This is a genomic window from Microbacterium sp. LBN7 (assembly GCF_045690345.1).
Classification (GTDB): domain Bacteria; phylum Actinomycetota; class Actinomycetes; order Actinomycetales; family Microbacteriaceae; genus Microbacterium.
The window spans coordinates 1950991-1970210 of the sequence record NZ_CP147856.1 but is presented as its reverse complement, the minus strand read 5'-3'; the positions used below and the strand labels follow the sequence as shown (position 1 = coordinate 1970210).

The 19220-nt window shown below is 69.3% G+C and carries 18 protein-coding genes; 10 read left to right on the top strand and 8 right to left on the bottom strand.

The window, feature by feature from the left end; genetic code table 11:
- Positions 1-77 precede the first annotated feature (77 nt).
- The 10 genes from LBN7_RS09425 (at position 78) to LBN7_RS09380 (ending at position 9848) form a co-directional block, all read left to right on the top strand.
- Positions 78-551, top strand: a complete 474-nt coding sequence (locus LBN7_RS09425) for a hypothetical protein (protein ID WP_407361648.1) — start codon at positions 78-80, stop codon at positions 549-551.
- A gap of 116 nt (positions 552-667) precedes the next feature.
- Positions 668-1399, top strand: coding sequence for an alpha/beta fold hydrolase (locus LBN7_RS09420; RefSeq protein WP_407361647.1), 732 nt, complete (start codon positions 668-670; stop codon positions 1397-1399).
- A gap of 39 nt (positions 1400-1438) precedes the next feature.
- Complete coding sequence (locus tag LBN7_RS09415; protein ID WP_341946912.1) at positions 1439-2005, top strand: DUF1508 domain-containing protein; 567 nt, start codon at positions 1439-1441, stop codon at positions 2003-2005.
- A 61-nt stretch (positions 2006-2066) separates the two neighbouring features.
- The gene (locus tag LBN7_RS09410; protein ID WP_407361646.1) at positions 2067-2549 is read left to right on the top strand and encodes a heme-degrading domain-containing protein; all 483 of its coding nucleotides are present in this window, start codon (positions 2067-2069) and stop codon (positions 2547-2549) included.
- Positions 2550-2811: 262 nt separating this feature from the next.
- Positions 2812-3852 (top strand): Gfo/Idh/MocA family protein, encoded by a 1041-nt coding sequence (locus tag LBN7_RS09405; protein ID WP_407361645.1) that lies wholly within the window; start codon positions 2812-2814, stop codon positions 3850-3852.
- Between the two features lie 270 nt (positions 3853-4122).
- Positions 4123-4590: a hypothetical protein gene (locus tag LBN7_RS09400; protein ID WP_407361644.1), complete on the top strand. Its 468-nt coding sequence runs from the start codon at positions 4123-4125 to the stop codon at positions 4588-4590.
- Positions 4591-4676: 86 nt separating this feature from the next.
- The gene (locus LBN7_RS09395; protein ID WP_407361643.1) at positions 4677-5477 is read left to right on the top strand and encodes a siderophore-interacting protein; all 801 of its coding nucleotides are present in this window, start codon (positions 4677-4679) and stop codon (positions 5475-5477) included.
- A gap of 155 nt (positions 5478-5632) precedes the next feature.
- Entirely contained in the window at positions 5633-6622 is a 990-nt protein-coding gene (locus tag LBN7_RS09390) for an aldo/keto reductase (RefSeq protein WP_407361642.1), read from the top strand.
- A 94-nt stretch (positions 6623-6716) separates the two neighbouring features.
- Positions 6717-7733 carry a sugar-transfer associated ATP-grasp domain-containing protein gene (locus LBN7_RS09385; protein ID WP_407361641.1) on the top strand — a complete coding sequence of 339 codons (1017 nt, stop codon included), beginning with the start codon at positions 6717-6719 and terminating at the stop codon, positions 7731-7733.
- A 39-nt stretch (positions 7734-7772) separates the two neighbouring features.
- Complete coding sequence (locus LBN7_RS09380; RefSeq protein WP_407361640.1) at positions 7773-9848, top strand: bifunctional lysylphosphatidylglycerol flippase/synthetase MprF; 2076 nt, start codon at positions 7773-7775, stop codon at positions 9846-9848.
- Here the strand turns inward: LBN7_RS09380 and LBN7_RS09375 are convergent.
- The 8 genes from LBN7_RS09375 to LBN7_RS09340 all read right to left on the bottom strand — a co-directional run bounded on the left by LBN7_RS09375 (position 9845) and on the right by LBN7_RS09340 (position 19198).
- On the bottom strand, positions 9845-10930 hold the full coding sequence (locus tag LBN7_RS09375) for an amidohydrolase family protein (RefSeq protein ID WP_407361639.1): 1086 nt from the start codon (positions 10928-10930) through the stop codon (positions 9845-9847). The two genes, LBN7_RS09380 and LBN7_RS09375, sit on opposite strands and share 4 nt — an antisense overlap.
- An 86-nt stretch (positions 10931-11016) precedes the next feature.
- Entirely contained in the window at positions 11017-12252 is a 1236-nt protein-coding gene (locus LBN7_RS09370; RefSeq protein ID WP_407361638.1) for a cation:proton antiporter, read from the bottom strand.
- A gap of 154 nt (positions 12253-12406) precedes the next feature.
- On the bottom strand, positions 12407-13360 hold the full coding sequence (locus LBN7_RS09365; protein ID WP_407361637.1) for a sugar kinase: 954 nt from the start codon (positions 13358-13360) through the stop codon (positions 12407-12409).
- A complete protein-coding gene (locus LBN7_RS09360; RefSeq protein WP_407361636.1) occupies positions 13357-14001 on the bottom strand; it encodes a bifunctional 4-hydroxy-2-oxoglutarate aldolase/2-dehydro-3-deoxy-phosphogluconate aldolase in 645 nt (214 codons plus the stop codon). Before LBN7_RS09360 ends, LBN7_RS09365 begins: the two co-directional genes overlap by 4 nt.
- Positions 13991-15217 carry a D-mannonate dehydratase ManD gene (gene manD, locus LBN7_RS09355; RefSeq protein ID WP_407361635.1) on the bottom strand — a complete coding sequence of 409 codons (1227 nt, stop codon included), beginning with the start codon at positions 15215-15217 and terminating at the stop codon, positions 13991-13993. Before manD ends, LBN7_RS09360 begins: the two co-directional genes overlap by 11 nt.
- 72 nt (positions 15218-15289) lie before the next feature.
- On the bottom strand, positions 15290-16684 hold the full coding sequence (locus tag LBN7_RS09350) for an MFS transporter (protein WP_407361634.1): 1395 nt from the start codon (positions 16682-16684) through the stop codon (positions 15290-15292).
- A 37-nt stretch (positions 16685-16721) separates the two neighbouring features.
- Positions 16722-17726 (bottom strand): L-idonate 5-dehydrogenase, encoded by a 1005-nt coding sequence (locus LBN7_RS09345; RefSeq protein WP_116633286.1) that lies wholly within the window; start codon positions 17724-17726, stop codon positions 16722-16724.
- Positions 17723-19198: a mannitol dehydrogenase family protein gene (locus LBN7_RS09340; RefSeq protein WP_407361633.1), complete on the bottom strand. Its 1476-nt coding sequence runs from the start codon at positions 19196-19198 to the stop codon at positions 17723-17725. Before LBN7_RS09340 ends, LBN7_RS09345 begins: the two co-directional genes overlap by 4 nt.
- Positions 19199-19220: the final 22 nt, after the last annotated feature.

Below are 19220 nucleotides of genomic sequence, written 5' to 3'. Positions count from 1 at the left end.
GTGGTCCATAGCGTCGGATGCGGCGGCTCCGCACCACCTTTCCGTGCGCGGTCCGTCCGACAAGAAAGGAAGCAATCGTGACCGCAAAGTACGAGCATCTCTTCGTCCGGCATATGCAGGACACCACCGACGACCTCGTGAACGAGGGCGCCATCGGGACGGGGGAGCCGCGCCCCTCCCACATCGGCGACGCGTTCGCCCTGATGCGAGCCGCTGACGTGCCTGGGTCGAAGATCCACATGACCTACTCCTGGATCAATCCGACGGATGAGCCGAGTCACTGGGTCAACGAGCACGAGCACGAGTACGACGAGGTGCTCATCTGGACGGGATCCGACCCGGAGAATCCCCACGATCTCGGCGGCGAGCTCCTGATCGATCTCGACGGGGAAACCTACTCGGTGACGACCTCGGGCGCCCTGTACATCCCGGCCGGACTGCGGCACTGCCCGCTCGACTTCAAGAAGGTGACGCGGCCGATCCGATTCAGTGCCCTCTCCCTATCAGGCGACGGCAACTATCACTCCGACGAGAACGTTCCGAAACCCTAGGGCCGCCTCCGGATCGGGGAGAGGGTGACCGTGCCATCCTCTCCCCGCGCGGACCCGGATCCGGGCCAGGACCGCGTGGCGCCTGCCTGCGAGCTCAATCCAGGACAATGACTCCCATGCGCCTCCACGCCACCACCACCGGATCCGGCGACCGCCACGTCGGACTGATCCATGGGCTCGGCGGCGCGGGAGCGACGTGGCAGCCGCTCATCGACCGGATGCTGACCACCGGCCGTTACACCGTCACCACGATCGACCTCCGTGGGCACGGCGAGAGCGACCGCGCGCCGTCGCACACGCTCGATGACCTCGCGGGCGATGTCGTCGAAGCCCTCCCGACCGGACTCCACAGCGTGGTCGGTCATTCGCTCGGGGGAGCGGTGCTCGTGCGCGCCGTCGCGCGCCTCCAGCCCGAGCGCGCGATCTACCTCGACCCGGGCTTCGAACTCTCGCTCCCCACGACCGGGTTCAAGGGCCGGGCATTCTGGGCCGTGCCGCCGCTCTCGCTCGGCGTCATGGGTCTGCTTCAGGCGCGGCGGAGCGCGCCCCAACGCGCGGCCTTGGATCCGAGCATCCGCGAAATCATGAAGCAGGCGCAGCAGCAGTTCGACGCCAAGATGGCGATCGGGATCTTCCGCGAGGTGGCGTTCCACCCGATCGCGATCGCCCCGCCCGCCGTGCCGTCGACGATCGTCCTCTCTGACGAGTCACCGGCCGTCCTGTCCGACGCCATGGCCACAGCGCTCGAAGGCGAGGGATGGGACATCCGCCGTCTCGCCGGCATCCATCACGACATGCATCTGGAGGATCCGGATCGCACCTTCGCGGCGATCGAGGACGTGCTCTGAGGCCTTCGTCCGCGCGTCCGCCGACAGTAGGGTGGCCGTGTGACCGATTCGGAGGCGACGCTCATCGCAGCGGTGATCGCTGCGGTCGTGGCCGGTGGCGGACTCGTCTGGTCGGTCATCGCCTTCCTCCTCACCCGTCGGAACCAGCAGGCGACCGATGCCCGCGCGCAGTGGTCGCAGCGATTCGAGCAGGCGTACGCACTGGCGCTGAGCACGGATGCCAGGGAAGCCCGCACCGGGCTGATGCTGATCGAGGCGCTGACGAACGAGCAGTGGGTGACCGATGAGGATCGTGCGACGGCCGTGAGCGTTCTCTCGTCGCTGTCGCCGGGTGCGGATGCCGATACGGCGGAGCGGCTGCGCACCAGCATCCTCGGCGACATCGGGAATCGTGAGGTCGCGGCGGAGCTCGCCCAGGCGGCCGACGGGCCTCGAGGGCGCTTCGAGATCTCTCAGGATGCTGCGGGCGCGTACCGCTGGCGGCTGCGGGCCGCCAGCGGAGAGATCGTCGCTACAGGAGAAGGTGCGTCGACCAGGGTCGAGGCGCTCCGCTCACTCGAGCAGGCCCGCCGCGCGCTCGGCGGTGGGACCGCGGTCGACGAGTGAGCTCTGGCGCGGCGCGAGACGCACAGCCCGAGACGCCGGAGCGTGGTGAGAGGATCGGACCATGACCGACGATGGATGGCTGGCACGGCTCGAAGCCGAGCACCTCGCCCTCGACCTTCCCCGATTCGACCGGCACGATGCGTGGCGACTCGGCAGTTCGATCGCGGAGCGCGCGCTCGCCGCAGGGCATCCGGTGGCGATCGATGTGCGCACGGCATCCGGCATCCTCTTCCATGCGTCGATGCCGGGCGCGACGGCCGACAACGACGAGTGGGTGCGGCGGAAGGCTGCGACGGCGTTCCGCTTCGAGACGAGCACGGCACTGCTGGAGGCCCGCGTCGCCGCCGGTGGACGCGACATGTTCGAGCCGGGATGGCTGGACCCCGCCGAGTACGCCGTCGCCGGCGGAGCGGTTCCCGTCCGGGTGACCGGCGTCGGTGTCGTGGCCGTCGCGACGGTCTCCGGCCTGCCCTCGGCCGACGATCACGACCTGGTCGTGCAGGCGCTGAAGGAGCTGCGGGAGCGCCGATCACGCCACGGCTGAGGCCCGGAAACACCCTTCCAGGCCAGCGATGCGGGCAAGCCTCGTCAGCTGCCACCCAACTGTGCAGCAATTCCTCCCTCTGGCGATTGCGTTGAGAGCCTGGTAGATTATCCATGTTCACGTAAACATGGAAGCGAGAGTCAGCGGATGTAGAGCACGAAGTTCGATCATCGTGATGTCTCCCGGCGCTGACCACCCATCCGACTCCGCTCGACCTGTCCATCCCCGATGTGTTGCCATGCCCAGAACCAAGGAGCACCGATTGACGTTCCCCACCACGTTCCCCGAGCCCGAACTCTTCACGCCCGGCGCCGATGCTCCGGCGTTGCGTTGGGGGCTGCTGGCGCCAGGATGGATCGCAGACCTCTTCGTGTCAGCAGTGCACGCGCATACCGATCAGCGATTCGTCGCCGTCGCGTCACGGTCTGCTGAACGATCTCGAGCGTTCTCGGCGCAGCACGGTATCGCGAAGGCGTACGACTCCTACGAGCAGCTCGTCGCCGACCCCGAGGTCGACGTGGTCTACATCGCTGCGCCGCAGAGCGAGCACCTCGCGCTCGGGCTCTTGGCCGTCGCCGCAGGCAAGCACACTCTCATCGAGAAGCCGATGGCGACGACCTCCGACGAGGCTCGAGTGCTGGTTTCGGCGGCTCGAAGCGCCGGCGTTCTGCTGATGGAGGCGCTGTGGAGTCGCTACCTGCCGCAGACCTCGGTGGTGCGTACGCTCGTCCGCGACGGAGTTCTCGGAGACATCCGTTCGGTCGTCGCTGATCACGGCCAAGCCATTCCCGACTACCCGAACCATCGCCTCCACCGCCGTGAACTCGGCGGAGGAGCGCTGCTCGACCTCGGCATCTACCCCGTCCAAATGGATTCGATGGTGCTGGGCGCGCCGTCGTCGATCACCGCGATCGGCGGTCTCCTCGACACCGGCGTCGACGCGTATTCGACGCTCGTGCTCGGACACGGGCCGTCCGTCCAGTCCACCCTCACCACCACGCTCGTCGTGCGCACCCCATCGACGGCGGTCATTGCCGGCACGGAGGCGAGGCTCGAGATGGCCGGCTCGTTTTACATGCCGACCACCCTGCGTCTCGCGGCGAACGACGGTGAGGCGCTCGTCTGGAACGACACGACCGGAGTGTCATCCATGGCGGGGCTGTCCTGGGAAGCGACGGCACTGGCTCGGTTCGTGGGCGAGGGGCGAACGGAGTCACCCGTGCACACTCTCGATGAGACCATCTCCATCCTCGAGACCCTCGACGAAGCGCGCCGACAGATCGATCACGCCGCGAATCGCTGAACAGAAACCGGCCTCGGCAGGCCCTGGCCCCGCGCAGACCACGGTCCACGCGGGGCCAGCTCGATACCGACACGATCGGTCGGACCGAGCCCGAGAACCTCCAGGCCTTCGTCGCTCTCCGGTGCCCTGATTCCCCATGCGCCGATCGCTGTCAACCCAGGCGAACGCCCGAGCGGCCCGTTGTCCCCCGAAGACCCGACAGACGCAACGGGGCGCGCGACCGTACGCTCTCCCTGGTGCGGCTGCGAAGGTCGCGAGGGGACAGGACGGATGAAGGCGGTTCACGCAGGCGCGGTCTCGGTGCTCCTCGTGGCGGGTGCGCTCGTCGCCTGCGCGCCGATGACCCCGGATCCGGCATCCGCGCCGTCCGCGAGCCCGAGTTCCCCGCCGACCGCGACAGCATCCGCTCCCCCGACATCGAACGTGCTGACGGTCTCGATCCCCCGGGATGAGAATCTCGTCGGCGAGCTCCCCGCGATGCGAGGCTCGGCGCAGGCCGGACCCTTCGACAACCCGACGGGGCGGGTGGCTCTGTACATCCGGTGCGTCGGCGAGGGAGACGTCGTGGTCGAGATCATCGGGGCCGCCGCAGTGACGCAGGCATGCCAGGGCGATCCGGACGATCCGGGGTCGCGGAACATGCTCGACGTCGGAGCGAACGAGGACATCGTGATCACCGGCTCGGCCGAGAGCACCGCTCTCTGGACCGTCGCGGTGACATCGATTCCGAATTCCTGAGTCCGAGCATCGAGCCTGAGGCGACCCCGCCCCGGTCGGAGCCGGGCAGACTGGGATCGACGACTCGCCATGAATCCGGAGACCCGATGACACAAGAGCAGCCGCGCCGCGCACCCGAACAGGCCGTCCTCACGGTTCAGCAGGTGGAGCAGGTGAGCCCCGACCTGATCCGGATCACGGCCGGCGGCGACGGGTACGCCGCGTTCCGCGACAACGACTCGACCGACAAGTACGTCAAGATCCTGTTCGCCGATCCGGCTCACGGGCTGACGCCTCCGTACGATCTGGCGCAGCTGCGGGAGGAGAGCCCGGAGAAGCTCCCGACGCGGCGGACGTACACGATCCGCTCGGCCGATCCCGTCGCGCAGCGCCTCGTCATCGACTTCGTCGTGCACGGCGACGAGGGTGTTGCAGGACCCTGGGCGCGCGCAGCGCAGCCCGGAGACGTGCTCGTGGTGAGCGGCGCCGGCGGCGGCTACCGCCCGGATCCGACGGCACCCTGGCACCTGCTGGTGGGGGATCACACGGCCCTGCCCGCGATCTCCTCCGCCGTCGAAGCGATGGATGCCGGGGCTCGGGGCCACGTGCTGCTCTCGGTCGCCGATCCCGCAGACCGCGTCCTTCCCGCGCCGCCGGCCGGGCTGACGGTGACCTGGATGCAGGCCGACGACGAGCTTCTCGCCGCGCTCGTCGACCTTCCCTGGGCCGACGGCCACCCGCATGTCTTCGCCCACGGAGAGCGCGGGACCATCAAGGAGGTGCGCGCGGTTCTGAAGCAGCGCGAGGTTCCGCGTGAATCCCTGTCGATCTCGGCGTACTGGGCCCGGGGCCGCGCCGAGGATCAGTTCCAGGCCGAGAAGCGCGAGCCGATCGGTCAGATCGAGTAGACGCGTCCTTCCCGTCGAGCGGCCCCTCTGTGTATGAGCGTCCTCCTTGCGGACGCTCATAAGAGGGCCGCTCGCGCAGAAGGGGCCGGGTCGGCGCGGTCGCGGAACGTGCAAGGCTGGAACGACACGCGCTGACGACAGAGGAGAGAAGACGGATGCTGGAGACGACCGACAACGTACGGCTGGGGAACACCGGACTCCGCATCTCGCCGGTTGTGCTGGGCTGCATGAGCTTCGGCGCACCCGACCGCGGCACCCACCGCTGGTCGCTCGATGAGGAGACCAGCCGTCCCCTCATCCGGCAGGCGCTCGAAGCCGGCATCACGACGTTCGACACGGCCGACGTGTACTCCGACGGCACGAGCGAGGAGTTCGTCGGCCGCGCGCTCGCCGACTTCGCGCAGCGCGACCAGGTCGTGATCGCCACGAAGGTCCACGGCCGCATGGGGCAGGGCGCGAACCAGGCCGGGCTCAGCCGCGCGCACATCCTCTCCGGCATCGACGCCAGCCTGCGGCGGCTCGGCACCGACTTCGTCGACGTCTACCAGATCCACCGCTGGGACCCGGAGACGCCGATCGAGGAGACCATGGAGGCGCTCCACGACGTCGTGCGCTCCGGGAAGGCGCGCTACATCGGCGCCTCGTCGATGTGGACCTGGCAGTTCGCGAAGGCACAGCACGTCGCCGTGAAGAACGGGTGGACGCCGTTCGTCTCGATGCAGGACCAGTACAACCTGCTGCAGCGCGAGGAGGAGCGCGAGATGCACCCGTACTGCCTCGACTCCGGCGTCGGCGTGCTCCCCTGGTCGCCGCTCGCGCGGGGTCGCGTCACCCGCGACTGGGAGGAGACGACCGCTCGTACGGCGACCGACGAGTTCGGCGCGACCCTGTATCGCCGAGAAGAGGAGTCGAACCGGGCCATCGTGGATGCCGTCGGCCGCGTGGCCGGGGAGCGCGGCGTCTCGCGCGCGCAGATCGCCCTCGCCTGGGTCGCGCAGCAGTCGGCCGTCACCGCGCCGATCGTCGGCGCCACCGGTGCGCAGCACATCGAGGATGCCGTCGCCTCCACCGGCATCCGTCTGGAATCCGCCGAGCTGGCGCAGCTCGAGAGCGCCTACACGCCGCGGGAGCCGGAGGGCTTCTGAGCCCCTGCGCCCCGAGCACTCGCGGCCCTCGGGGTCCCAGGGTCGCCCTTCGCGCCCCCCGTAGACTGGTCGGGACCCCTACCCTCGGAGCCTCATGTCACGTCTTTCCCTCGGGACCCGCATCCACTATCTGCTGGGACGCGCGCGTCGCATCGACATCGGATCGGTGATGGAGCGGGCCAAGGAGGCCTCGAAGCAGCACCACAAGGCGGTGCCGGTCATCGTCGTCGACATGCTGTGGTCGGCCGCTCGGCACAACGTCGGGTTCCAGGACTACATCGACTACGACTTCGCCATGCTCACCAAGGCGGAGCGCGAGACGTACATGACCCACCCGGTCTCCAACCTGCTGTCGCACCGCTACGACCACCCGGACTTCCGCTGGATCTTCCAGGACAAGGTCGCGTTCGACCGGCACTTCGCTCAGCACCTTCACCGCGAGTGGCTGGTCGTGGAGGAGGGCAATGCGGATGCCGTCCGCGAGCTCACCCAGCGCCTCGGCACGATCGTCACCAAGGAGCCGGTCGGCCAGGCGGGGACGGGCGTGCACCGCTACCACGCCGCCGACGTCACGGACTGGGACGACTTCCACCGCGGTCTGCTCGCCCGCGGCGAGCTGCTGATCGAAGAGGTCATCCGTCAGCACGACGACCTGGCGGCCGTCTGCCCCGGCACCGTCAACACCACGCGCGTCACCGCGTTCTTCGACGGCGAGAAGGCGCACATCCTCGCGATGGCCCAGAAGTTCGGTCGCGGTGCGGTGAGCGACCAGATGACGTTCGGCGGCTTCTACACGATGCTCGACGAGAACGGCCACGCGGTCAGTGCCGGCTACGACTCGCACGGCCATGTGCACGAGAACCACCCGGACAGCGGCTTCCGCATCGCCGACTTCCAGCTGCCGCACATGGACGAGGTGCGGGCCTTCATCGACGAGGTCGCGCGCGTCGTGCCGCAGGTGCAGTACGTCGGATGGGACATCGTGGTGTCTCCCGACGGACCCGTCCTCGTGGAGGGGAACTGGGGCGCGGGCGTCTACGAGAACAAGCCCAGCGTCACCGGCATCCGCACCGGGCACAAGCCGCGCTATCGCGAGATCATCGGCTTCTGACCTCGCGGGCGCGCCACCGTCTACCGGTACGCTGAGCGCATGAGCGAGGCCCCCGCGCGCAAGCCCCACCCTGTCGTCTCCGTCGTGCGGCGCATTCCCGCGACCCTGACCATGGTGCTGCTGATCCTCGTCGTGGGGGTCGTCTGGGCGGGGCTGTGGACGTCGTTCGAGGACTCCGCCCTGTTCCGGAACGTGGCGTACGGGCTGCCGAACCTCGCCGAGGGGAAGTGGTGGACGCCCCTGACGGGCACGTTCTTCGTGAACCAGCCGTGGGTGTACATCTTCACCATCACCGGCTTCTGGGGCATGGCCTACGTGGAGTTCCGCCGCGGGTCACGCGTCGCTCTCGCGTACTACTGGATCGGCCAGCTGTTCGCGATCTTCGCCACCGCACTGCTGCTGTTCGCGCTCTCCCAGTTCCCGTGGGCATGGGCGACGACGCAGGCGCAGGCGCTCGACGTGGGAGCATCCGGCGGGACCATGGCCTGCATCGCCGCGGCCGTCGGCCTGTTCCGGCCGCCGTGGCGGGTGCGCGGGTGGCTGATCCTGCTCGGATTCGTGTTCATCGCGATGCTGTTCTGGGGCAAGGTCGCCGACCTCGAGCATCTGCTCGCCGTGCTGCTGATCCTGGTCGTCGACCGGTCGATGCGCGTGCGGCACACGACCGTGCGCGAGCAGAGGCTGATCGCCGTGGTCGCGCTGCTCGTGCTCGGTGCCGTCGAGATCATCACGACCTTCGTCCCGACCGACGGCCCGTTCGGAGAGACGGAACCGGCATCCGGAGGGTTCATCGACCTGGCGATCGACGTCGTCGTGATCCTCGTGATCGCGAACGGCCTGCGCCGCGGACGGCGGTTCGCCTGGGTGCTCGCGCTGCTGCTGGGCATCTTCAACGTGCTGGTCGCGGCTCTCGTGCTCACCCTCATCACCGTGTTCAGCCAGGCTCAGCTCGACCTGCGCTGGGACGGCGAGACCGAGCTCGCCCTCGCGAGCGGATTCCTCTGGTTGATCATGCTGGGGTACCTGGTGTGGGTGCGCCGCGCGTTCCGTGCGAAGCGACGCTCGACCCTGGGGGCCCAGCCGGCCCCGACCCTCGAAGACGTGAAGAAGGAGCTGCGCACGCACGGCGGCGGCACGCTGTCGTGGATGACGACCTGGGAGGGCAACAGCTACGCGCGCGTGCCCGGCGGCGTGGTCGCCTACCAGCGCCGCAACGGGGTCGCCCTCGCGCTCGCGGATCCGATCGGCCCCGCTGCGGAACGAGCGGATGCCGTCGCCGGCTTCATCAGCGCCGCCGAGCACGCGGGTCTCGTGCCCTGCTTCTTCAGCGCCGACGCAGCGACGCTCGCCGCGGTGCCGTCGACGTGGCGGAGCATCGTCGTGGCCGATGACACCATCGTCGACCTCGCCGGCCTCGAGTTCACCGGCAAGCGCTGGAACTCGGTGCGGTCCTCGCTCAACCGTGCCGGCCGCGAGGAGATGACGTTCAAGATGACGCAGCTCAAGGCCGAGTCATGGGGCGTGCAGCAGCAGCTGCGCGCGATCTCGGAGGCCTGGGTCGGAGACAAGGACCTGCCCGAGATGCGCTTCACGCTCGGCACGCTCGATGAGGCGGAGGACCCGGAGGTGCGGCTGGCGCTGGCTCTCGCGCCGAACGGAGATGTGGACGGATTCCTGTCGTGGCTTCCGGTCTACGGCGACGAGGGCGTGGTGCGCGGCTGGACCCTCGACCTCATGCGACGACGAGACGGCGGCTTCGGCCCGGTGATGGAGTACCTCATCGGCTCCTCGGCCCGGCAGTTCTCGGAGGAGGGGGCCGAGATCATGTCGCTCTCGGGTGCTCCCCTCGCGCACGACTATCCGCCGGATGCCGGAGTGATCGCCGCGCTGAGCGACAAGCTCGCCGAGGCGCTGGAGCCCGTCTACGGCTTCGGCTCGCTGCACCGGTTCAAGCAGAAGTTCCACCCGCGCTACGAGACCATGTATCTGCTGTTCCGCGACGAGAGCGACCTCACCCGCATCGGCGGCGCGCTCACGCGGGCCTTCCTGCCCGATGCGACCCTGCGGCAGTTCGCCGGGGCCGGGCTCGAACTCGTCCGTGGCGGCAAGGACTAGGAGCCGGCGGCCGCGGCGTCGATCCCGAACACCCGGACGGCATTGCGGTAGTACACCTTGTCGATGACGTCGCGCGGCAGCGCCAGGCCGGGGACGTCGGCATCCAGTGCCGCGACACTCTGGCTCTCGGCCGTCGCCAGATAGCGCCAGTCCGAGGTCCAGATGGCATGCGCGGCGCGGCAGAACCTCACCGGATCGGCGCTCGGGTGGAAGGAAAGGTCGGTGCCGTACAGCACCCGATCCTGGTAACGGATGAAGAAGTCCCGAACGCGCTCACGATCCTGCAGCGACTGGAACTGCAGCTGGCTCATGCGCGAGGACATGTCGACCGTGGCATCCGGGAAGCGGTCGAGGAAGGCGCTCAGCTGATCGACGTCGTGCTCCAGGCTGCCCAGGTGCGCGCCGACGAAGCGCAGTCCCGGCAGCGCGGTGAGGAAGCGATCGCGCATGGCGATCAGCTCGTCGTGGCCGGGCAGATCGGGATGCAGATACATGTGGTACTGGGGCCGACGGCTGAAGTACCGGCGGTCGTTCTCGGTCGTCATCTGCTCCAGCGGCAGCCAGCAGTTGTGCGGCTCGCCCTGGTGGCCGATCAGCACCAGCCCGAGCTCGCGCGCCCTTTCCGCGATCGCCACGAGTCCCGGGTGGTCCAGCATGACCAGGCGACCGTCGGGGTCCTCGGCACCCATCCCGATGTCCTTCCAGAACTTCACCGCACGCGCGCCCTCGGCCGTGGCCGTGGCCAGATCGGCGGTCACGTGCTCGGCCCACCCCGGCTCACCGAAGCCGTGCATCGAGAAGGACGTCGACCAGTGCACCTCCGACGGGTAGGCCTCGGCCATCGAGATCGCGATCGCACGCTGATCGGCGATGGGCGTGAAATCCGGCGCGTCGACGTTGATCGTCAACAGCTCGAAACCGTCCTCGAGCGCCAGTTGGACGAGAGCCGGGTCATCGACGTTGATGTGCACGTGGGCGTCGAACTTCCGGACACGGGCGAAGTCCGCCATCCAGTAATGCTCGGAGGTCAGGGTGCGGGGACCCTCGTCCTGACCGGACGGGGATGCGCTGGGAGAGTTCACGCCCCTCATACTGGCAGGAAAGCCGTCGGAGGCGGCGCAAGCGCCGCGCGGGAACATCGGTGACGACGCCCGGCGAAGAGCGGCGGCTAGTGGGCGACCTCGGCATGCGGCTCAGAGCCGGACTCGTGCGCATGTCTCGAGCGCACGGCCATGGCGAGTCCATGCAGGATCAGGCTTCCGAGCACGACGACCACCATCACGTAGACCGCGATGTCGGCGTCGTCGTCGTTCATCGCGTTGTAGGCGAGCAGGCCGAACACGATCGATGAGGTGCCGCGAGGGCCGAGCAACCCGAGGCCCATGCGTTCCCGCCACGGCAGACGGCTGCCGAGCAGGGAGATCAGCACCGGGAGGAGACGGACCACGGTGAGGGCCAGCAGCGCGAACAGGATCCACGTCCACTGGAACCCGATCTCGAGGACCAGGACGCCGACCGCGCCGAAGACGAACCACATGATCAGCGATGTGGTGGTGGCCAGGTCCTCGACCGCGCTCAGCTCTGCGGCGGGGATGTCGGTCTGGCCGTCGGCGCGAGCGTTGCGGCAGAGCTTGTACGCGATGCCCGCGAGGAAGGCGGCGACGAAGCCGTTGCCTCCGAGGGGGGTGGCGATGGCGTAGACGATCAGCGGCACGAGCACCATGACGATCCGGACGCCGCTGGTGCGGGTCCAGCCTCGTCGGACGGACACCCAGACCAGGGCTCCGGATGCGGCCCCGATGACCACGCCGACCAGGAGGGCGATCCCGGCGGCCTCGAGTGCGGCGCCGACGGCGGTTCCGAGGTCCTCGGTGTGGGACTGCGACAGGTACAGCAGGGCGAACGCGAACACCGGGGAGAAGATGCCGTCGTTGTACCCGCTCTCGACGGCGACGGTGTGCCGGACGCGCCGCGGCCATCGCCCGTCGCGCAGCAGATGCGCGGCCGGCGCGAAGTCGATCGGCATCACCACGCAGGCGATGGCCAACGGGACCGCCCAGGACGAGCCGTCCAGGAGCAGCACGCCCAGACCGAACGCCACGACGATGGTGAGGGGCAGGGCGATCCCCAGGAGACGGCCGACGAGACCGCGCTCACCGGCGAGGAATCCGCCGCGCACCTCCGTCGCATCGACGAACAGCAGCACGGCGAGGATGAGCTCGGCGGTCTTCTCGGCGATGTCGGTGTTCAGGTCGGTTCCGATGTCGGGACCGACCAGCAGGCCCGTGACGATCCCGGCGCACGCCATCGCGACGGGTCCCGACACATGCCAGCGCTCGAGCCGCGCGGCGAGCACCGCCCAGATGAGGATCGCCACCAGGCTCGCGACGATCACCATCAGCATGGTTCTGACGATAGCGGACCCGGGGGATGGACGCGCTTCCCCGCCCGAGTCCCATACACCGTGTCCGGCGTGATGATGGCGAGGCTCGCAACGGCAGCGTCGAGCTGCGGAAGAAGCGCGGACGGCGTCACAGGATCCGGGGAGGCGCGCGCCCTCAGCGCCGAACCGGGTCCGCGTCGCCGTCGAGGAAGCGCTCCAGGTCGCGCCGCGTCGGTGCTGCTTCCCAGTCCCCGGCCGTGAGGCAGGCCATCGCGCCGCAGGCGTTCGCCCGGTGCAGCGCCGCGTCGACGTCGAGGCCTTCGAGCAGGGCGCTCAGGTAACCCGAGACGAACGCGTCTCCGGCGCCGACGGTGTCGATCGCGTCGATCGTGAAGCCCGGCGCCTCGAACGCCGCGTCACGGACGAACGCCGTCGCGCCCGCCGGTCCGCGCTTCAGGACGACGGTCGTGCAGCCGGCTTCACGCAGCAGTGCCGCGGCCTCGGGCGGCGCTGCATCCGGGTAAAGGATCGAGAACTCGTCCTCGCCGCCGAACACGATGTCGGCGCGCTCCGCGATCTCTCGCAGGATCGGGCCGGCCACGGCCGCCGGAGCCAGCGCGGATCGGTAGTTGATGTCGAAGCTCACCGGCACGCCGACGGATCGCGCACGGGCGACGGCGGTGAGCACGGCGTCCTGCGCCGTCGACGACAGCAGCGGCGTGATGCCGGTGACGTGCAGCAGCGAGGCCCGCTCGATCCAGCCGTCGGGAAGATCCGATCCGGACACCCGCGATCCGGCGGACCCCGCCCGGTAGTAATGCACGGCGGTCGACGACGCCGACGGCCGCTCCTTCACCATGAGCCCGGTCGGGGCATCCGCATCCACCACGACGCGCACATCGACGCCCTCGGCACGGATCTCTCGCGCGACCCGTTCGCCGAGCGAATCGTCGCCGACGCGTCCGAGCCACGACACGGCGACGCCGAGGCGCGACAATCCGATCGCGACGTTCGTCTCCGCCCCTCCGATGCCGAGCGCGAGACCGTGGGCGTGACGCAGCGACCCGATCTCGGTCGCGCGCACGAGCGCCATGGTCTCGCCGAGCGTGACGACGGAGGGAGCGGTCACGGCGCGCAGACCTCGACGAACGCCTGGGCCCTGTCGCGCAGCGCGACGAGGTCGCCGCCCGAGAAGGCGTCGCCGAGCAGCGGTCCGCCGACGCTCACCGCGACGGCTCCGGCCGCCAGCCAGGCCGATGCGCCCGCCAGGTCGACGCCGCCCGATGGCACCGCGACGAGGTCGGGGAACGGTCCGCGGAGATCCTTCAGGTAGCCGGGTCCCACCTGGCCGGCGGGGAAGATCTTGACGGCCGCCGCGCCCGCCGACCACGAGGCGAACAGCTCGGTCGGTGTGAGCCCTCCGGGGACGATCGCGACACCGGCATCCGTCGCCTGCTCCACGAACGCGGTGGACGTGATCGGCGTCACGAGATAGCTCGCGCCGGCATCGACCGCTCGGGCGAGGTCGGTGGCGCTCGTCACCGTGCCCACGCCGAGATCGGCGACGTCGCCGTACTGCGCGCGCAGGTGCGGCAGCCGGTCGAAGGTCCCGGGAGTGGTGAGGGTGAGCTCGACGCTGCGGATGCCGGCATCGATCAGCACATCGAGCACGGTGTCGTAGTCCTCGGCACGGTGTGCACGGGCGACGACGACGAGCCGGGAGTCGACCGTGCGCTGCGGCAGGGCGACCCGGCGGACCTCACCAGTCATGGACCGTGCCGTCGAGCAGACGGTTCACCGGCAGGTAGGCCTTGGTGTACTCGTGGCCGGCTGCGGCATCCTCATCGAGCTCCACTCCGAGACCCGGCTTGTCGCCGGGGTGCAGGAAGCCCTTGTCGAACGTGAACGAGGTCTGGAACACCTCGAGCGTCTCGGCGTTGTGCGGCATGTACTCCTGGATGCCGAAGTTGTGGATCGCGAGATCCAGGTGCAGGGCCGCGGCCATGCCCACGGGCGAGATGTCGGTCGGTCCGTGGATGCCGGACTTGATGCCGTAGATCGCGGCGAAGTCGAGGAGCTTCTTCATGGCGGTGATGCCACCGGTATGGGTGACGGCCGAGCGCACGTAGTCGATCAGTCGCTCGGTGATGAGGGTCTGGTAGTCGAAGACCGAGTTGAAGACCTCACCGATCGCGAGGGGCGTGGTGGAGTGCTGGCGCACCAGGCGCAGGGCGGTCTGGTCTTCACCGGGGGTGCAGTCCTCGAGCCAGAACAGGTCGTAGGGCTCGATGTCCTTCGCGAAGCGGGCGGCCTCGATCGGCGACATGCGGTGGTGTCCGTCGTGCAGGATGCGCAGGTCGGTGCCGAAATCCTCGCGGATCTGCGAGAAGATCCCCGGCATGTGGTTCAGGTAGTTGCGGGTGTCCCAGGTCTCCTCGCTCGGGCGGTCGCCGGAGCGCTTGGCGGGCTCGTAGTCGTAGCGCACGCCGGGGCCGCTCGAGGAGACGCCGTAGATCTGACCGAGTCCGGGAACACCGGTCTGCACGCGCACGGCCGTGTACCCGAGCTCCTCGTAGCCGGTGATCGCGTTCTTCAGGGCGGCGTAGTCGGTGCCGGAGGCGTGCGCGTAGACCCGCACGCCCTCACGGCTGGCTCCGCCGAGCAGCTGGTAGAGCGGCATCCCGGCCTTCTTGGCCTTGATGTCCCACAGGGCCATGTCGACGGCGGCGATCGCGGCCATGGTGACCGGCCCGCGCCGCCAATAGGGTCCGCGGTAGAGGTACTGCCAGGTGTCCTCGATGCGGTCCTCGTCGCGCCCGATCAGCATCGAGGCGACGTGGTCGGCGAGGTAGGAGGCGACAGCGAGCTCGCGGCCGTTCAGGGTGGCGTCGCCGAGCCCGGTGATGCCGTCGGAGGTCGTGATCTTCAGCGTCACGAAGTTGCGGCCGGGGCTGGTGATGTTGACGTCGACGAGCTCGATGGTCATGTCGTTCTCCTGGAGGGGTGCGGGGTGCGGGCGTTCGGGCGCCCGCACCCCTGGTCGGGATGAGCGGTTCGGTCAGATCGCGTCGCGCGGATCGGTGAGGTCGCGACCGGCGACCTCCGGCATCCAGATCGCGGCGATGAGCGCGCTCAGCGTGAAGATCATGAGCATGATGATGATCGGGATGAACGAGCCGGTGACGGCCGAGACCCACGCGGCCGCGATGACGGGACCCGCGCCGGTCGCGACGATGGCGGCGATCTCTCGTGCCATGGCTGTGTACGTGTAGCGGTTGCGGGAGCCGAAGAGCTCGGGGAGGGTGAGGTTCTCGAGCGAGGCGAAGCTCATCACGGCGAGGTTGTGCAGCACGACGTAGCCGACGAAGACCTGCACGGTGTCCTTGCTGCTGATCATCAGCACCGTCGGGACGATGACGATGAGCGCGATGACCGCCCAGACGATGTACATGCGCTTGCGGCCGAAGCGGTCGCCGAGCCAGCCCGACAGCGGAACCGTGATGAAGGCGACGAGCGACGAGACGATCACGGCGTTGACGCCGATCGAGCGATCCAGCAGCAGCACGACCGTGATGTAGCTGATGAGGTACGTCTGGATCATGCCGGAGTTGCCGGCCTGCCCGAAGCGGAGCATGAGCGCGATCGCGAACGCCTTGAGGGGCTTGCGCTGCATGGCCTCGAGCGTGCGGACATCGCCGGTCTCGGTGGCGAGCTGGATGGTCGCCGCCTTGGACAGGGCCTTGCCGTCGACGACGTCGTCGCGCTCCTCGAAGACCGGGGTCTCCTTGAGGTTGAAGCGCACCCAGATCGCGAAGAGCATGATGACCGCGCTGCCGATGAAGGGGATGCGCCAGGCCCAGTCGATGACCTCCTGCTCGCTGAATGCGACGAGGAGGATCGCCCAGATGCCGGATGCGAGCAGCGTGCCGCAGTTGGTGCCGAGGGCGACGAGCGACGCGATGATGCCGCGGCGCTTGGCCGGGGCGTACTCGGCGAGCATGACGCCGGCGCCGGAGATCTCCGCACCGGCACCGAAGCCCTGTGCGATGCGCAGCAGCACGAGCAGGATCGGCGCGAGGATGCCCACCTGGTTGTACGTCGGCAGGAATCCGATGAGGGTGGTCGCGAGCCCCATCAGGAGGATCGTGTAGAACAGCACCTTGGTGCGACCGGTCTTGTCGCCGAGGCGCGCGAAGAAGAATGCGCCGACCGGGCGGGCGACGTAGCCGACTCCGTATGTCGCCATGGCCGCGACGACCGCGATGGCGGGGTTCTCGGAGGAGAAGAACAGATCGGCGAAGACGAGGGCGGCCGCCAGCGAGTAGAGCTGGTAGTCCATGAACTCGAGGGCGGTGCCGAGCCAGCCGGAGACGGCGGCGCGGACGAGGTCGCGGACCGACCTCTTCGCGGCGGGGTCGTCGACGGCCTGAGCCGTCGTCTGTGATTCGGACATGTGAGGTACTCCTTCGGACCAGGAACAGGGAGGGTGTTTAGAGGGAGAGCAGGACCTTCGCCGAGGCCGACGAGTCGCGAGCGATCTCGAATGCCCGGACGGCGTCGGATGCCGGGATGACGTGCGAGACGACGGAGTCGAGCGCGCCGGATTCGGCCAGCATGCTGACCGCGTCGTCGATCTCGGTGGAGAAGCGGAAGGCCCCGCGGATCGTCAGCTCCTTCGCGAGCATCGGAGCGAGGTTCACCCCGATGTCGGCGTTCGGGAGCATGCCGACCTGGACGACGGTCCCGGCACGGCGTGCAGCGCGAACGGCCTGGGTGAGGGCGACGCCCACGCCGGAGCACTCGAACACGACGTCGTAGGACTCGTCGTCGATCGCGTCGCGGCCCACGAGGGAGACCTCGGTCGCGCCGAGAGCCTGAGCCCGCTCGAGCGGTTCGATGCGCACGTCGCTCGCGCCGACGACGGCGGCTCCGGCGTGCAGGGCGGCCGCGACGACGAGCAGGCCGATGGGACCGGCGCCGATCACGAGCACCCGCTTCCCCGCCACCTCATCCGCCAGACCCACGGCGTGGATCGCGACGGCCAGCGGCTCGGCGAGGGCAGCGCGCTCGAGCGGCAGGGACTCGGGGAGCACGCGGATCATCTGCTCCTCGACGATCAGGAACTCGGAGGCTCCCCCCTGGCGGTGCGGGTTCGCGGCCGCGCTGCCGAAGTAGTCGCCGCCGGGGCGCAGGTGCGGGCGGTCCTCGAGTCCGGAGATGCTGGGGCCGTAGCGCGCCGGGTGCACGGTCACCGGGGTGCCGGCGGCCAGGCGACCCGACGGGTCGAGGTCGACCACGCCCGACAGCTCGTGTCCGGGGGTCAGCGGCTCACGGATCGTGTACTCGCCGTTGGCCCCGTGGAAGTAGTAGTGCAGGTCGGAGCCGCAGATGCCGACGTAGTTCACGCGGAGGCGCACCTCGCCCTCGCCGGGCGCCGGAACCTCGCGGTCTTCCCAGCGGATGTCTTCCTTGCCGTGGATGGCGAGAGCCTTCATGGCTGCAGCTCCTTCGTGATGGTCTGGGACGCCGAGACGGCATCGGCGATGGCCGAGCCGACGCCCTGACGCTGGATCGTATCGATCAGGTCACCGACGCGGGCGATGAAGGCGTCCTGCCCGGCGAGCCCGTCGCCGAACAGCTGGAGTTCGGAGATCACGCGCTCGGCGAGCTCGCGACCGGTGCGCGCGGTCGCTGCGAGAGCGCCGAGGCGCGCGCGCGCGGCATCCGTCATCGCCGCCGCGTGCGGGCCGGGGTCGAAGCCCGGGAGCGGAGCGATGCACGAGAGGTAGCCGGCGATGGTGAGGGCGATCAGGTGCGGCATCTCACCGCGGGCCAGCGCCTGGATGGCAGGCTCGGGGATGCGCTGGCGCAGCTTGACGGATCCGTCGGTGCCGACCTGGCTGGTGCGGTGGCCGAGAGCGCTGTTGCCCCAGCGCTCGAACAGCTGCGTCTCGTAGTCGCGGATGTCGACGCCGGACGGAACCTCGATCGACGGCTCGTACTCGCTGCGGAGAACGGAGAGCGCGGCGCGTGCGACGTCATCGAGACCGATCGCCTCGGGGATGGTCGCGACGCCGCGGAGAGCGCCGAGGTAGGCGATGAGCGAGTGCGTGCCGTTGAGCAGCCGCACCTTCATCTGCTCGTACCGACCGACCTCGGTCGTGAACACGGCGCCGCCGGCCTCCCAGGCAGGGCGTCCGCCGGCGAAGCGGTCTTCGATCGCCCACATCGTGAACGGCTCGGCCGGCACCGGGATCTCGTCATGGGCACCGAGGAGGGCGCGGACGCGGTTCCGCAGCTCGGGCGTGGTCGACGGGACGATGCGGTCGACCATGCTGGAGGGGAAGGTGACCGCCTGGTCGAGGTACGTGAGCGCCTCGGCGCCTTCGCCCTGCGGGAGCGCCTGCAGGAATTCGCGGACGAGCTTCTCGGTGTGGGCGCCGTTCGAGGCGAGGTTGTCGCAGCTGAGGATGGAGATCGGTTCTCCGCCGACCGATGCCCGGGCCTGGAGGCCGCGAGCGAGCTGCCCGATCGTGGAGCGCGGGGCGCCTCCGCCGAGGTCGGCGCGCACGGTGGCGTCGTCGAGGTCGAGGTGCTGGGTGGCGGCGGAGTAGCTGTAGCCGTTCTCCGTCACGGTGAGGGTGACGATGCGGATGCCGGAGTCGGCGATCTGTGCGACGACGCGCTCGGGCTGCTCGGCACCGACGAAGGCGTCGGTGTGCACGCCGGGGACCGTCAGCGCGGTGCTGTCGGGCGAGATGGTGGCGACCGAGTAGAGGAGGTTCTGCGCGTGCATCGCGTCGACGACCGTGCGAGAGCGCGAGGCGACGCCGACGATGCCCCAGTCGCCGCCGGCCGGAAGAGCGGCGGCCGTGTAGACGGCCTGGTGCGCCCGGTGGAAGCTGCCGAGACCGAGATGCAGGATGCCTGCGCGCTCGGGGCGGGGGTGATCGGCGATGATCGTCATGTAAAACAGTGTGAATGGTTTG